Origin of the sequence: Halomonas citrativorans, assembly GCF_900163645.1 — a bacterium.
In the GTDB taxonomy this organism is placed as follows: domain Bacteria; phylum Pseudomonadota; class Gammaproteobacteria; order Pseudomonadales; family Halomonadaceae; genus Vreelandella; species Vreelandella citrativorans.
Genome location: NZ_FUKM01000046.1, coordinates 95,765 through 110,135, shown reverse-complemented (window position 1 = coordinate 110,135; position 14,371 = coordinate 95,765). Strand labels below are relative to the sequence as shown.

The 14,371-nt window shown below is 56.7% G+C and carries 13 protein-coding genes and 1 tRNA gene; 10 read left to right on the top strand and 4 right to left on the bottom strand.

The genetic code is table 11. From position 1 onward, the window contains the following. The first annotated feature begins 67 nt into the window (after nucleotides 1–67). Genes CZ787_RS10300 through CZ787_RS10280 form a run of 5 tightly spaced genes read left to right on the top strand, consistent with a single transcriptional unit; the run spans nucleotide 68 to nucleotide 6,393 of the window. The gene (locus CZ787_RS10300; RefSeq protein ID WP_087108827.1) at nucleotides 68–1,111 is read left to right on the top strand and encodes a histone deacetylase family protein; all 1,044 of its coding nucleotides are present in this window, start codon (nucleotides 68–70) and stop codon (nucleotides 1,109–1,111) included. 57 nt (nucleotides 1,112–1,168) lie between these two features. Beyond that, entirely contained in the window at nucleotides 1,169–1,534 is a 366-nt protein-coding gene (locus CZ787_RS10295) for a hypothetical protein (protein ID WP_087108825.1), read from the top strand. Between the two features lie 44 nt (nucleotides 1,535–1,578). Continuing rightward, nucleotides 1,579–3,273, top strand: a complete 1,695-nt coding sequence (locus tag CZ787_RS10290; protein WP_087108823.1) for a VRR-NUC domain-containing protein — start codon at nucleotides 1,579–1,581, stop codon at nucleotides 3,271–3,273. After that, nucleotides 3,270–5,582, top strand: a complete 2,313-nt coding sequence (locus tag CZ787_RS10285) for an ATP-dependent DNA helicase (protein ID WP_087108821.1) — start codon at nucleotides 3,270–3,272, stop codon at nucleotides 5,580–5,582. The genes CZ787_RS10290 and CZ787_RS10285 overlap by 4 nt, the downstream gene beginning before the upstream one ends. 31 nt (nucleotides 5,583–5,613) lie before the next feature. Then, a complete protein-coding gene (locus tag CZ787_RS10280) occupies nucleotides 5,614–6,393 on the top strand; it encodes a sulfite exporter TauE/SafE family protein (RefSeq protein ID WP_087108819.1) in 780 nt (259 codons plus the stop codon). 32 nt (nucleotides 6,394–6,425) lie between these two features. Here CZ787_RS10280 and CZ787_RS10275 read toward each other — a convergent pair whose 3' ends face one another. Next, a complete protein-coding gene (locus tag CZ787_RS10275; RefSeq protein WP_254908607.1) occupies nucleotides 6,426–7,571 on the bottom strand; it encodes an MFS transporter in 1,146 nt (381 codons plus the stop codon). A 427-nt stretch (nucleotides 7,572–7,998) separates the two neighbouring features. On the opposite strand from CZ787_RS10275, the gene CZ787_RS18700 reads away from it, so the two are divergent. Beyond that, nucleotides 7,999–8,577, top strand: coding sequence for a flagellar biosynthesis protein (locus tag CZ787_RS18700; protein WP_140398984.1), 579 nt, complete (start codon nucleotides 7,999–8,001; stop codon nucleotides 8,575–8,577). A 71-nt stretch (nucleotides 8,578–8,648) separates the two neighbouring features. Here CZ787_RS18700 and CZ787_RS10265 read toward each other — a convergent pair. Continuing rightward, a tRNA-Pro gene (locus CZ787_RS10265) sits at nucleotides 8,649–8,725 on the bottom strand. Nucleotides 8,726–8,811: 86 nt separating this feature from the next. Then, complete coding sequence (ispB, locus tag CZ787_RS10260; RefSeq protein ID WP_087108814.1) at nucleotides 8,812–9,816, bottom strand: octaprenyl diphosphate synthase; 1,005 nt, start codon at nucleotides 9,814–9,816, stop codon at nucleotides 8,812–8,814. A gap of 308 nt (nucleotides 9,817–10,124) precedes the next feature. On the opposite strand from ispB, the gene rplU reads away from it, so the two are divergent. The 4 genes from rplU to proB all read left to right on the top strand — a co-directional run bounded on the left by rplU (nucleotide 10,125) and on the right by proB (nucleotide 13,324). Beyond that, nucleotides 10,125–10,436: a 50S ribosomal protein L21 gene (gene rplU, locus CZ787_RS10255; RefSeq protein ID WP_087108812.1), complete on the top strand. Its 312-nt coding sequence runs from the start codon at nucleotides 10,125–10,127 to the stop codon at nucleotides 10,434–10,436. A 31-nt stretch (nucleotides 10,437–10,467) separates the two neighbouring features. Beyond that, nucleotides 10,468–10,725 (top strand): 50S ribosomal protein L27, encoded by a 258-nt coding sequence (gene rpmA / locus CZ787_RS10250; protein ID WP_018917617.1) that lies wholly within the window; start codon nucleotides 10,468–10,470, stop codon nucleotides 10,723–10,725. Between the two features lie 140 nt (nucleotides 10,726–10,865). Beyond that, on the top strand, nucleotides 10,866–12,059 hold the full coding sequence (cgtA, locus tag CZ787_RS10245) for an Obg family GTPase CgtA (protein ID WP_087108810.1): 1,194 nt from the start codon (nucleotides 10,866–10,868) through the stop codon (nucleotides 12,057–12,059). A gap of 125 nt (nucleotides 12,060–12,184) precedes the next feature. Further along, entirely contained in the window at nucleotides 12,185–13,324 is a 1,140-nt protein-coding gene (proB, locus tag CZ787_RS10240) for a glutamate 5-kinase (protein ID WP_087108807.1), read from the top strand. 88 nt (nucleotides 13,325–13,412) lie between these two features. Here the strand turns inward: proB and CZ787_RS10235 are convergent, their stop codons facing one another. Continuing rightward, nucleotides 13,413–14,369: a DUF1853 family protein gene (locus CZ787_RS10235; protein WP_176372206.1), complete on the bottom strand. Its 957-nt coding sequence runs from the start codon at nucleotides 14,367–14,369 to the stop codon at nucleotides 13,413–13,415. Nucleotides 14,370–14,371 lie beyond the last annotated feature (2 nt).

The following is a 14,371-nucleotide window of genomic DNA, read 5'->3' as shown; positions in this document are numbered from 1 at the left end:
AACGTAAAGCTAAAGCGCTCGTTTTTATACGAGCCTGCCCGCCTTTCTCGGTTATTCAGGAGCCAACATGCTTACGTTTTTCTCTGAGGATAGTCGTTTGCGCCAGGCGCGAACGGAGCTTCATGACGGGGCACTTGTCAGCCCCTTTGAGTGCCCTGAGCGTGTTGACCTGGTGCTCGAACAACTGCGCCAGGCCGGTTTCGAAGTGCGCGCTCCTGACGCCTATGGCCTTGAGCCGGTATGTGCGGTTCACGACACCAGTTACGTCAGCTTCCTTGAAACCTGCTGGCAGGCATGGCAAACAGCCGGGCATAGCGGTGAGGCGATCCCCAATATCTGGCCAGCGCGCACCCTGCGTCAGGATAAAATTCCGCACTCGGTGAGTGGCCAGCTTGGCTACTATGCGCTTGCGGCGGAAACCTCTATCTGTGAAGGCACCTTTGAAGCGGCCATGGCGAGTAAGGATGCTGCATTGGGCGCCGTGGAATATACCTTGGCCACGGGAGAGCCCAGCTTTGGGTTGTGCCGCCCACCGGGGCACCACGCTGCATTTGACCAGTTTGGCGGCTACTGCTTTTTTAATAATGCCGCGATTGCTGCCCAGCGCACGTTGGATGCAGGCCGACGCCGCGTGGCGGTGCTGGATGTCGACTTCCACCATGGCAACGGCACCCAACAGATTTTCTATGCGCGTAACGACGTTCTGTTTGCTTCGCTACATGGCGACCCTGATGTGACTTTTCCCTACTATCTAGGGTACGCCGATGAAACCGGTGCGGGCGAAGGGCAGGGTTTCAACCTCAACTACCCAATGGCGCCTGGCACCAGCGTGGCCACCTGGATGAAAACGCTGGAGCAGGCGCTTTCCGCCATCAAGACTCATGAGTGTGAGCTTTTGATTGTATCGCTCGGTGTGGATATCTTCGAAGGCGACCCTATTAGCGCGTTCACTTTCAAGCGCGATGACTTTATTGCCTTGGGCAAGCGTTTGGCAGAAGCCGGTCTACCCACTACCTTTTTAATGGAGGGAGGCTATGCGGTTGAAGAAATAGGTGTCAACGTCGTCAATGTGCTACAAGGGTTTGAGCAGATAAACTCGCGAGATAGATGACAGCTGGCCTATATTAGGGCAGGCTAACGCCCCCACTAACGGGCAGGGAGCGCAGGCGTGGCAGTTTACGGCGGTATTCAGGGACATGAATTGGAGCGTTGGCTTAATGCGTTAACCAACGCGGCCTACGACCGGCGCTGCCCGCTTTCCAAGGTGCATGGTGGCAATGCCCGTGCGCGCACCGCCCGGCAGGATTTACTCTACCTTGCCCATGCCTTTCGCGGTGGTAAGTGCAGCCGTGAAGTCGTGGCCGACGGCCTGGGTCGTTGGTGTCAGCACTATCTCACCGAAGCCGAATGGTACGTACTGGTAGGTGGTAGTGCGAAGCCCCGCACCACCACCCAATCCACCGTGACTTCCAGCGCTTCCCAGGGCGAAGTGGATGACGCACTTGAGATATTAATGCAGCACCGCGTGGGCTGAAATAGCCCATGACGCGGGGCAAATCCCGCTGATACAATGGATGCATGAACAGTGCTTCTGCCACTTCCGTTACTGCTTCGCTCGACGATCCCTTCTACTACCTGACGAACTTTCGCTTCGTGCTGGGGTGGGTGGGTGAGCGCCACGCTGACCTTCTACATATCGACGAACTCACCTTTATTAGCCGCTTTAATACGCTGCCGCGCTCTTCCCAGGCGTTGCTTACTCGCATGGTAATGCGCAAGGGCGAGCTGTTCCGGCCGGGCAAACTCAACTACCCGGAAATAGGCGACACGGCGGATGCTCTCGCGCCCCTGGCGTCGCTTGGTTGGGTGGATGCTACCCCAGCGCTCAGTGTGAACGAGCTGTTTCATCAACTGCGCTTGGCCGAGCTGCGCTTAGCGCTAGAAGCGCCCATACGCGATGCGGGGCTGCCCGCATCTGCTGGCAAAGCGGTACTCCAGGCCACGCTAACGCCCCAGCTCACCGAGATAAAACCGTTAACCGAGTGGTGGCCAGAAGTGTCGGACAGCATCGTGCGCCTTAACGTAATGGACGTGTGCGACCGGCTGCGGCTGATGTTCTTTGGCAACCTGCGTCAGGACTGGGCGGAGTTCGTGTTGACGGAGCTTGGGCTTCAGCGGTTTGAAAACGTACCGTTTACCGCCGCCTCACGTGCCTTTCAGAAACGCGAGGAGGTGAATGCTTACTTCGTCTTGCATAGGCTTAGGCAGCGTCTTGAAGAGGGCGAGTCACTTGAACATCTACAGCGTGAGCTACCGCCCAAACCCGCTAACGCCTGGTTAGCGACTCGGCACGCCCGCGTGCTGTTGCAGATGGGCCGCGAAGCGGAGCGCAGTGGCCAAACCGAGCAGGCCGTTTTACTTTATGCACAAGCGGATAGCAGTGAAGCCCGCGTTCGCCAGCTGCGCGTATTGGAGCGGCTGGGTAGGTATCAGGAGGCATTTGAGCTGGCAATGAATGCCCAGCAACTTACGCCCAATGAAACCGAAGCGCAGGCACTCGCTCGGTTGCTGCCTCGGCTGCGTAAAAAGTTGAAAATGGAGGCGCAGCCGCCGGTGCATGAGCCCGTCTACACGCGCTGGGAGTTAACGCTTCCCGGCCCTCAGCCGGTAGAGCGCGCCGTTGGGCAGCACGTCGGTACGCCTGAAGCACCGGTGTACTATGCGGAAAACATGCTAATCACCGGCTTGTTTGGCCTGCTCTGTTGGCCCGCTATCTTTGCTCCTCTGCCAGGGGCGTTTTTTCATCCGTTTCATAGCGGGCCCGCGGATCTCTATCGTGAAGATTTCGTCGCCCGGCGGCGTGGTTTATTCGATGAGTGCCTGGCACAGCTAGAGGATGGCAGCTACCGGCAGACGATTCACACAACCTGGCAGCAAAAATATGGCCTAGCGTCCCCCTTTGTACACTGGCCATTGCTGGACGAAACGCTTTTAGCGCTGGCGCTTGAGTGCCTGCCCGCCGCCCACTTGAAAGCCTGTTTTGGGCGGCTTTTACAAGACATTAAAGCCAACCGGGCAGGGCTGCCCGACTTGATCCAGTTTCTGCCAAACGCGCCGCCAGATGAGCCTCGCTATCGGCTTATCGAAGTGAAAGGCCCTGGTGACCGGCTTCAGGATAATCAGCGCCGCTGGCTGGCGTTTTTTCATCAGCATCGTATTCCGGTTGCGGTGTGTTACGTGCAGTGGTTGGCTGGCTCGCCAGGTACGTTATGAGTAGCGCCGCGGAGTATCGGATAGCCGTTCGCGCACTGTGTGATTTTACCGCCCGAGAGGGCGATCTGGATCACCGCTTTACCCCATCGCCCAGCGCTCAGGAAGGCATTGCCGGGCATACCCTGGTCGCCAGCCGCCGAGGCGATGACTACATTGCCGAAATGCCGCTTTCCGGTATCTACAAAAGCCTCACCGTCACCGGACGCGCCGATGGGTACGATCCTGCCGAAAACCGTTTGGAGGAGGTCAAGACCTACCGCGGTAACCTTGAGCGCATGGCTGATAACCAGCGCGCGCTGCACTGGGCGCAGGTGAAGATCTACGGCGCTCTGTTATGCAAAGCGCGCGAGTTGGAGGAGGTCACGCTCACGCTGGTGTATCTGGATATCGCCACTGAAAAAGAGACGTTGCTCCACCAGAATGCCAAGGCAGCCGAGCTTGAGGCGTTTTTTATCATCCAGTGTGAGCGCTTTATTGCCTGGGCCGAACAGGAAGCGGTGCATCGCAAGGCGCGTGATTTAGCGTTAACAAAACTCAGCTTTCCCCATGCCACGTTTCGCCCCGGCCAGCGTGAGCTTGCCGAAGATGTTTACAAGGCCGCCAGCACCGGGCGCTGCCTGCTGGCACAGGCACCTACCGGGATCGGCAAAACGCTGGGCACGCTGTTTCCCATGCTCACCGCCATGCCTCGCCAGCAGCTTGATCGCATTGCTTTTCTGACCATGAAAACGCCAGGGCGCCGCTTGGCGTTGGACGCCCTGGCTCAGCTTCGCCCTTCTGTACAATCCGCCGAACATTCTGATAACAGCGCGCCGCGTGTGCTGGAACTCATTGCCCGTGAAAAGGCCTGCGAATACCCGGGAACCGCCTGCCATGGTGATGCCTGTCCGTTAGCGGCTGGCTTCTATGGCCGCCTGCCCGCTGCACGCCAGGCCGCCGTGGCTGAAAGCTGGTGGGATCGCGATGCGCTGCGTAAGGTGGCGCTTGCTCACAGCGTCTGCCCTTATTACCTGGGCCAGGAATTGGCGCGCTGGGCCGATGTGATTGTGGGCGACGTTAACCACTGGTTTGATCGTCATGCGCTGCTGCATGGCTTGGCACAAGCTAATGATTGGCGAGTGGGATTATTGGTGGATGAAGCGCACAACCTGGTTGAGCGGGCACGCGGCATGTACAGCACCGAGCTTGACCAGCAGCATTTTAGCCGCGTTAAGCGTAGCGCCCCGAAAGCCCTTGGCCGCTCATTGGCAAGCCTGGGCCGGCAGTGGCAGGCAGCGGTGAAAGACGTCGCCGAAAGTAAGCCGGATGATATGGAACGGGAAGGCTATCACCTGCTAGAGTCGCTGCCCGATAAACTGGTGGGCGCCCTTCAGAACGCTGCCGCCTCAATCACCAACCACTTGGGCGAGCACCCCGAAGATATCTCTTATGAGTTGCAGGAGCTGCTGTTTGAGGCGCTGGCATTTTGCCGCTTGGCAGAAAATTTCGACGACCACTCGCTATGTGATGTAACGCTAAAAGGACGAGGGAAAGCGCTGATTGGGCTGCGTAATCTGATACCGGCGGACTTTTTAGCGCCGCGCTTCAACGCTGCGCATAGCACCGCGCTGTTCTCCGCCACCCTAACGCCTGCCCATTATTACCGTGACCTGCTGGGCCTGCCAGCGAACACGGTATGGCGCGAAGTGTGCTCGCCCTTTGTGGCCCGCCAGCTTGAAGTGCGCATTCGCCGGGATATCTCGACCCGCTTTCGCGACCGGGAGGCGTCGCTTGCGCCGATGGTGGCTGAAATGTCCCAACAGTATCAGCAGGCGCCGGGCCACTACCTGGCATTTTTTAGCAGTTTCACCTACCTCAATGCCGCGCTTAAGCGGTTTTGTGAACAGCACCCTGACATCCCTGCATTTGCCCAAACGCCGGGCATGCGTGAAGCCGAGCGGGAAGCGTTCTTGCAGCGTTTTACGCCGGGTGGGGAGGGGGTCGGCTTTGCCGTACTGGGCGGCGCCTTTGCTGAAGGCATCGACCTGCCCGGCGACCGACTGATTGGTGCGTTTATTGCAACGCTTGGGCTGCCGCCGTTTAATGCTTTCAACGAAGCGCTTAAAGCGCGCCTCACAGCGCGGTTTGGCAAGGGCGACGACTACACCTACCGCATTCCGGGGATGATCAAGGTAGTACAAGCCGCCGGGCGAGTGATCCGCAGCCCCAACGACGAAGGGGTTGTGGTATTAATGGATGATCGCTTTGCCCACACCCGCGTGCAGGCGCTGTTACCCAGCTGGTGGGCGATAGGCGGATCATCATTTTGATAACCAGCGTGATAACCAGGGACGCAAGTGAATGGCGGATTTGTTGTGGTATCAGTATGCGTTGATCGGGCTGATTTTTGCCTGGAGCGGTTTTGTTAGAACCAGCCTGGGGTTTGGCGGTGCTGTGCTGGCGTTGCCGTTTCTACTGTTGGTCGTTAACGATCCGCTGCTTTTCCTGCCGATTATCGCCATTCATCTGCTGATCTTCTCCAGCTGGATCGCCTGGCAGGGTAATCGCCAAATAAAGCGGGAGAGTGGCAACGCGCCGGTACAGAGCAATATTGATTGGGCCTATTTACGCAAGGCCCTGAAAATCATGATCATCCCCAAGCTGGTTGGCGTGGTGGGCCTGTTAACGCTGCCTGCCACTATCATGACCAGCATCATTTTCGGCATCGTGCTGGTCTACGCTATTGGCTATGTGCTCAATAAGCCGTTTCAAAGCAACAACAGGTACGTCGACTATGTGCTGCTGGCCTTGGGCGGCTATGTCAGCGGTACGTCGCTGATTGGTGCGCCGCTGATTGTGGCGGTGTTTGCCTCACATGTCGCCAAGGAGCAGTTGCGCGATACCATGTTTGTGCTGTGGTTCATTCTGGTCGTGATCAAGATGATCTCGTTTGTATTTGCCGGTGTGGACCTACAGCTGATCCATCAACTATGGCTATTGCCCTGCGCGTATGCCGGGCACCTGGTGGGTGAGCGGGCGCACCGCTATATCATCAAAGCCGATACGGGCGTGTTTTTCCGGGTGCTGGGCGCGGTGTTGATCTTTGTCAGCATCATTGGGTTGGTATTTTCGCCTTCTTGATTCTCGGCTTGGTATGAAAACGTTGCTACCGCTTAAAGCTTGCTGTCAGCGCGTAGCAGCGTCCTGCCCAGGATAACCAGTATCACCGCCAACACGCAGCAGAGCACGGCCATGCCGGTATAGACGTTGCGCAGTGACTCAAGCCAGGTAACCGCAGGGGCGACCGCAATGGGCGAGATAAACTGACCAAGAAAGAAGGTGGCGGTAAAGCCACCAAACACGCGGCCACGCACTCGCTGTGGCGTAATACGCATTAGCCAGGCCGTGGTGTTGGGCATAAAAGCGCCCAGGCCAAGCCCCGAAATGGCCGCACCGACAATCGCCATGGCATAGCTCTGCGTAAGGCCTACCACCAGAAAGCCCAGCGCGGCCAATACAAAGCCCGCCACATAGATCGTCATAACCGACAAAAAGGGTTTGTAGTAGCCATAGCAGAACGACACGATGCTGGCGGTAAAAGCGGCGGTGGAGAGCGCAATACCGATGGCTAAACCGCTGACCTCACCCTGTTCTGAAAGCAAGAAAGGCAGCTGCGCCGGGAACATATAAAACATCATCATGCTCAGCATGCCCGCCAAATAGGCAATTCCGGTGCGCACATAGTCGACGCTCACCGGTGCGTTAACGTGGCCTGCCTGCTCATTGCTCTGGAGCTTAGGCGCCTTGAGCATCGCCCAGGCATAAGGCAGTAGAAAAACCCCTGTCAGGTAGAGCAGAAAAGGTCCCCGCCAACTCCAGTCGGAGAGCAGACCACCCAAATTAATAAACACCACACCACCGAGCGCCATGCAGCTACTTTGCAGACCCAAAAAGCGCACCCGCTCGGGGCCATCAAAATAATCGCCGACCAGCGTGGTACTAATACTTAAAATACCGGCCACGGCGATGCCCATCAGCGCCCGTGATGCTAACAACAGGTTCACGCTATCAATCAAAAAGCCTGCCCCACCCGCTAGCCCGTATATGGACAACATCATCAGGAGTAGAGGTTTGCGCCCAAACCGGTCGGCCAGATAGCCCATTAGCGGGCTGAACAGCGTAATCATCAGCGCAGGAAGCGTCAGGATCAGTTGAATCAACACCTGAGGCTGATCCGAAAAATGGCGGCTGATACCCGGCAAAGCAGGCGCAATAATCGCACCCGACATTACGGTCATGGTGCTGGCAAATAGCAGCACGGCTTTTGTATGGGCTAAACGGTTGATGGTCGACTTCCTTGGGTAAAAACTGAATCTACAAAGGCACCGATGATAGCACTGTCGTTAGCAAGCTACTATTTTGGTGCTGGTGTATCGACAGCGACACTGTGCCAATAGGTTGACCCAACTGGCTGTTTTGGCAAAGCCGGAAGAGTGAGGCGCTGGTTGATCGTTAAACACGTATGTTGATGAAGCAATAAGAGACGTTCAGCTATGTCTAAGTTGACATAATTCGTCCTAGGGACGAAGCTTTTCATATCTAATAACAAAGGTTATTAGACGAGCTTCATATGAAAACTAACGTTAAGGGAATAAAGAGTTGATAACTAATAGATGCTCAAGGGTTTTAGCAGTTTTCTGTTTAGTGCTGTTGTCTGGTTGTGCTCTCAACCGTAGCGAAATAGCGTTGCCGCTGCCGGAGGCAAATTCAAACCAATATGCGAGTACAGAGCAGACCATAGTAATAGGAGAAGTTATAGATCGGCGAGTTTTCGAAGAGTCACCGATTAATCCGAGCACTCCTTCTCTTGGAAAAGGCGGAGCAAGTAAAGCATCCGACCAGACCAAAGCAAGAGCGATTGGTCGGAAAAAGAATAAATACGGTTATGCGATAGGAGACGTTTTGTTGGAGAATGGACAAACTGTTGATAGCGTGGTGCGTAGCAATTTGGCCCTTGCTCTGAACGAATCCGGTTACAGTGTGCTTCCTCAGTCAGCAGTTGCTGCAGCTAATAGTCCGGTTATAGATGTTTATATCGATGAGTTTTGGGGGTGGCTCACTCCGGGACTGGAAACTACCTTGAATACTCGGATCTCCACAACCCTTGAGCTACGATCTAGTGAAACGCAAGAAAGTATTCTTGTCCGCACTCGCCAGATTCGCCCGTTTGCTACCAACGCTGCTTGGATAGAGCTGTTTGAAAAAGCGCTGAATGACTATAGAAACGAGGTTATCAGCATCGCGCCTGACCTGCTCGAAGAATAGGCTAGCGGAAGTGTGGATTAAAAAAAACGGCCACTTACTGTATTAGCTAAGTGGCCGTTTTTATATATTTTTGGTCGGAATAGCAGGATTCGAACCTACGACCTCTGCCTCCCGAAGGCAGCGCTCTACCAAGCTGAGCTATATTCCGAAGGTTGTGAGCGGTGCTCAACAACGGGGCGTATCTTACACAAAGGGACGCTTTTTATCAAGCCCAAGCGCCTCCGTTGTGCGAATTTATGCTTGCCTGTCAACGGCCAGGCGGGCGAGTTGTGCCATGCTATCGCGATACGGGCTGGGCGAAAGTACCTCTAATTGCGCCAGTGCTTTACCGGCCATTTCATCGGCGCGTTTACGGGTGTACTCAAGCGCGCCCGTGGCATGAATAATGGCCAGTACGTCATCCAACTGCTCAAGACCGCCTTTGCGGATCACCTGGCGAATCAGCTTGGCCTGCTCAGGCGTGCCCTGCTCCATGGCGTGAATCAGCGGCAGGGTGGGCTTGCCTTCGGCCAGGTCATCGCCCACATTTTTACCCATGGCGTCGGCATCGCCCTGGTAATCTAACAGGTCATCAATCAACTGGAAGGCAAGGCCCAGGTAACGGCCATATAACTGTAGCGCCTGGGCTTGCTCGGGTGTGGCATCAGCAAGTACGGCACCGCTGTGGCTGGCAGCTTCAAACAGCATGGCGGTTTTACCTTGAATGGTTTCAAAGTAATCCGCTTCAGATATGCTGGGGTTGCCAATATTGGTGAGCTGTAGCACTTCGCCTTCGGCGATGGTGCAGGTGGCGCTGGAGAGGATCGCCATGATCTGCATCGACCCAACATCGACCATGAGCTGAAATGAGCGCGAATAGAGAAAGTCGCCGACCAACACCGATGGCGCGTTACCCCAGGCATCGTTGGCGGTTTTTTTGCCCCGCCGCATGTGAGACTCATCCACCACGTCGTCGTGGAGCAGCGTCGAGGTGTGCATAAACTCAATCAACGTGGCCAGGGTAATGTGCTTGTCGCCCTGGTAGCCCAGTGAGCGAGCCGCCAGCAGTACCAGCATGGGTCGCAAACGCTTGCCGCCGCTTTCAATAATGTATTGGCTGATGGTCTCGACGAGCGGGACTTTCGAGGTGAGCTGCTCAACAATCGTCCGGTTGACGGCTTCAAAGTCATCCGCCACCACGGCGTGCAGCGGTGAGGGCGTAGGGCTGGCAGTCGGGGTTGGGGAGACGTTGGCGGTCATGGGTTCCGTTCATCGCGGCAGGTGGAGGGGAGACGCCCCTGAATTGAGGTCATGCTATGGGGCTGCCGGGAAAGCGTCAAGGCGCGTGGAGGGCATCCATTCGGCGTGCGACAATAATCATCAATTGACAACGGCCTGTAGTCTTGTGGTAGAAGGCGATTGTCGTTATAATCCGCGACCCACTCATCATGCTCCCTGTCAGATGGCTCCAAAAGGGGCGCCACTCGCAGCAGGTCAATAAGAGCGTCAGGCGATGAGCGCTGGTTATGCAACGCATAACGGCATTACCGATAAGTCCGGAGAGCGACATGTACGCAATTATCAAAAGCGGTGGCAAGCAGTACCGCGTTCAAGAAGGTCAGACCCTTAAACTCGAGAAAATCGAAGTCGCTACCGGCGAAACGATTGAGTTTGATGAAGTGCTGCTGGTTGCAGACGGCGACGACGTAAACATTGGTGCACCGCTGTTGAGTGGCGCCAAGGTTTCCGCTGAAATCGTTTCCCACGGCCGCGGTGACAAGGTGACGATCATTAAATTCCGTCGCCGTAAGCACAGCATGAAGCGTCAGGGCCACCGCCAGTGGTTCACTGAAGTCAAAATTACCGGAATTTCCGCGTAAGCGGTTCATTCCCTGAAAGGAGAATTTTGCAATGGCACATAAAAAGGCAGCCGGCTCCACGCGTAACGGTCGCGATTCCGAATCCAAACGCCTAGGTGTTAAGCTTTTCGGTGGCCAAGCAGCGAACGCAGGTAGCATCATCGTTCGTCAGCGCGGCACGCGTTTCCACGCGGGTACTGGCGTTGGTCTAGGTCGTGATCACACTTTGTTCGCACTGAACGAAGGCTTTGTGAAGTTTGAGACCAAAGGCCCGAAAAACCGCAAATTCGTTAGCATCGTTTCTGAATAAGCAACTCTGGTTGCGTAGAACGTAGTTAATGAAAAAAAGCCCCGCTATGGCGGGGCTTTTTTGTCTGTTTAAACCCTCTTGCCCAATGAATGGAGGCAGGAGCGTTGCATATAGGGCGGCGGAAGCGGCCGGGAGAAACTATGCAGTTCGTCGATGAAGCCTCGATTATTGTTGAGGCGGGAAATGGCGGCAATGGCTGTCTGAGCTTTCGCCGCGAAAAATATGTGCCCAAAGGTGGCCCCGATGGTGGTGACGGTGGGCACGGGGGGTGCGTTTACCTGATCGGTGACGATGCGCTCAATACGCTGGTCGACTTCAAGTTTCAGCGTTTTTACAAGGCTGAAAACGGCCAAGGTGGCATGGGCCGCCAGATGAGCGGTAAAGCCGGTGAAGATCTGCACGTTAAGGTGCCGGTAGGCACCACCGTTGTGGACGTTGATACGCTGGAAGTCATCGCGGATGTCACCGAAATTGGCCAGGTGGTACTGGTCGCGGAAGGTGGTCGACGTGGTTTGGGTAACATCCACTTCAAGTCATCCACTAACCGTGCACCGCGGCGCACCACGCCAGGTACCGAAGGCGACCGTCGCAACTTGCGTTTGGAAATGAAGGTGATGGCGGATGTTGGCCTGTTGGGCATGCCCAATGCCGGCAAATCCACCCTGATTCGCTCGGTATCGGCGGCCAAACCTAAAGTAGCCAACTACCCGTTTACCACGCTGGTGCCTAACTTGGGTGTTGTGAAGCTGGGTATGCACGAGCACTTTGTGATGGCGGACGTGCCGGGGTTGATCGAAGGTGCCTCTGACGGTGCGGGCCTGGGGCTGCGCTTTCTTAAGCACCTGACCCGCACGCGACTGCTATTTCATGTAGTCGACGTGGCGCCCTTTGATGAGTCTGACCCGGTGGAAACCGCTCAAGCGATCGTGCATGAGCTTGGCCAGTTCTCTCCGGCGCTTTCCGAGCGCCCGCGCTGGCTGGTGTTGAACAAGTTTGATCTGCTGCCGGTAGAGGAGCGCGAAGAACGCGCCCAGGCGATCATTGACGCGCTTGGCTGGGAAGGCCCGGTGTTCCGTATCTCGGCGATTAGCAATGAAGGCACGGACAAGCTGGTTCAGGCCGCGTACCGCTGGCTGACCGAGCAGCGTCGCCTTGAGAACGAAGACGAAGAGGCGCTGGCCCGCGAGCAGGAAATGCGCCGCCGCATGGAAGATGAGTCGGTCGCCCGTATCGAAGAGCGTCTGGGGCGTCGCCGTAAGCGGCCTGCTGAAGAAGCCGACGACGATGACTTCGATGATGATGATTACGACGTTGAGATCGAGTACGCGCCCTAACGGCCGAAACCGGCAGGCTTGCTCAGCCTGCCAGTAATGGCCGACGTTGAATATTGTTGTCGAATATCATCGCTTAATAGCGTTGCTGAATAGTGTTAACAACGTGCCTGATAAGGTAGAGACGGATGGAGAGTCATGAGCAGGGGATGGGCCGCGAAGCGTTAAGCCGTGCGCGCCGTGTGGTAGTGAAAATCGGCAGCGCACTGCTGACCAACGACGGCCGTGGCCTGGATGAAGCCGCTATTGGCGGCTGGGTTGACCAGATTGCTGAGCTTCATCAACAGGGTGTTGAGGTGGTGCTGGTCTCCTCGGGCGCCGTGGCAGCAGGCATGGTGCGGTTAGGCTGGCAAGCACGCCCGAGTGCGGTGCATGAGCTGCAGGCCGCCGCGGCAGTGGGCCAGAACGGCCTTACTCAGTGCTATGAGCAACATTTTGCTCGCCACGAAATGCTCACTGCGCAAATTCTGCTCACTCATGACGACCTTTCCAACCGCAAACGCTACCTCAATGCGTTATCGGCCCTGCGCACGCTGGTGGAAATGCGCGTGGTGCCGGTCATCAACGAAAACGATACGGTGGTGACCGACGAAATACGTTTTGGCGATAACGATACGCTGGGCGCGTTGGTAGCCAACCTGCTGGAAGCGGACGCGTTACTGCTGCTTACCGACCAGGAAGGCCTGTTCGATGCCGATCCACGCCATAACCCCAATGCCAAGATGATCGCCGAAGGGCGTGCAGATGACCCGCGCTTGGCAGCGGTGGCGGGCAGCGGCGGGGCGCTGGGGCGGGGTGGCATGAGTACCAAGGTACGTGCCGCCAAACTTGCCGCACGTTCAGGCGCCGTTACAGTGATTGCCAGTGGTCGCCAGCCAGGCGTCATTACCCGGCTTATCAGTGGTGAAGCGTTGGGAACGCTACTGCATCCGGAGCAGGCACCGATGGCGGCGCGTAAGCGCTGGCTGGCGGGGCAACTTCAAGTGCGTGGTACGCTGATGCTGGATGCCGGGGCGGTAAAAGTCCTGCGCGAAAAAGGCTCCAGCCTGTTGCCGGTGGGAGTGCGGGGTGTAAAAGGCACGTTCAAGCGGGGCGATATGGTGGTGTGTGTTGATGAGCAGGGCACGCCGGTTGCTAAAGGGCTGGTCAATTACGGCGTGGATGAAGCGCGTCAGTTGGCGGGTCAGCCGAGTCACCAAATTGAGGCTATTTTGGGCTACGTAGAAGCCCATGAACTGATTCACCGCGATAACCTGGTCGTGATCTAGCGCCTGATTTTGTCCGGGTATTGATTGAAACAGAACGTCATCAAAACGCCGTTTGCTGTGATCAGTAAGCGGCTTTTTTATGCGTGCGCTACCTTGCTCTGGGGGCAATGGGTACTTGGCGGGGCCAGTCGTTGGGCACTATGAATACTCGTTCAATGCGCTGCTGGTGGGGCAGGTAGAGCATTATTTGCTGGGGCCCGTACTGTTCGATGAGTCGCTCAATGCCAGGCATTACGGCGGCCACTGGTTGAAAATCTTCCGCTCTGGGCGGTGCTAGCCAGTGCGGTTTTCGTAACCAGACCATGCGTAACGACGCACCCAGGCTATCGCGCAGCGCAGGCCAGTCACGCAAAAAACACCACCTGCCGCGGTGATGGTTCGGCGTAGCGTGCTGGGGGAAAGGCAGCGCCGCATGCCACGGGTAAAACAAGGCGCCCGGCATGGCGAGGCGATGAGTAAGAAGCTCTCCTACCGTGGACGAGCAGGTGGCGATGTCGCGGGGTGTTAGCCAGTGAGCAAGCGTGGCCAGTGCCCCGGGCGTTATGGAGCGCGGCAGTTGGTGCTGGCATAAATGAGCGCATTTTAGCGCCAGGCTATCCAGCCCACCAGGACCGATCCAGCGGCTTTGGCTGTCGGCCGGGCCGGGGCCTTCAGGCAGGCCCAAATAAAACTTGATCGCCACTTCCAGATGCACGGGCGCCGGGTTATCGCGGGTGCGGTAAAGCATATCCAGCTCGCCAAGCGTCGTGCGCTTTTTAAAGATGCGCACATTTTTGGCGAGTAGCCGCGTGTTAGGCGCGTTATCCAGCAGGAGATGCCACAGCCGCTCGTGGTAGTGCCCCATGCGGCCTGTCTGTTGGCGGTTAACGCCTGCGAGTAGCGGCGTTATTTGCTGTAGCCAGTCAGCAGTCCCTGTGGCCAGGCCCAACTCCTGACACGTCGGGCGGCCACCGTTTGGCATGGGCGGCGGGAGCGTGACCAGATCGGGCGCTGTTATCAGCCACGCCAAATCATGCGCTATTTGAGACACCCCCGGCGCTGTCATCT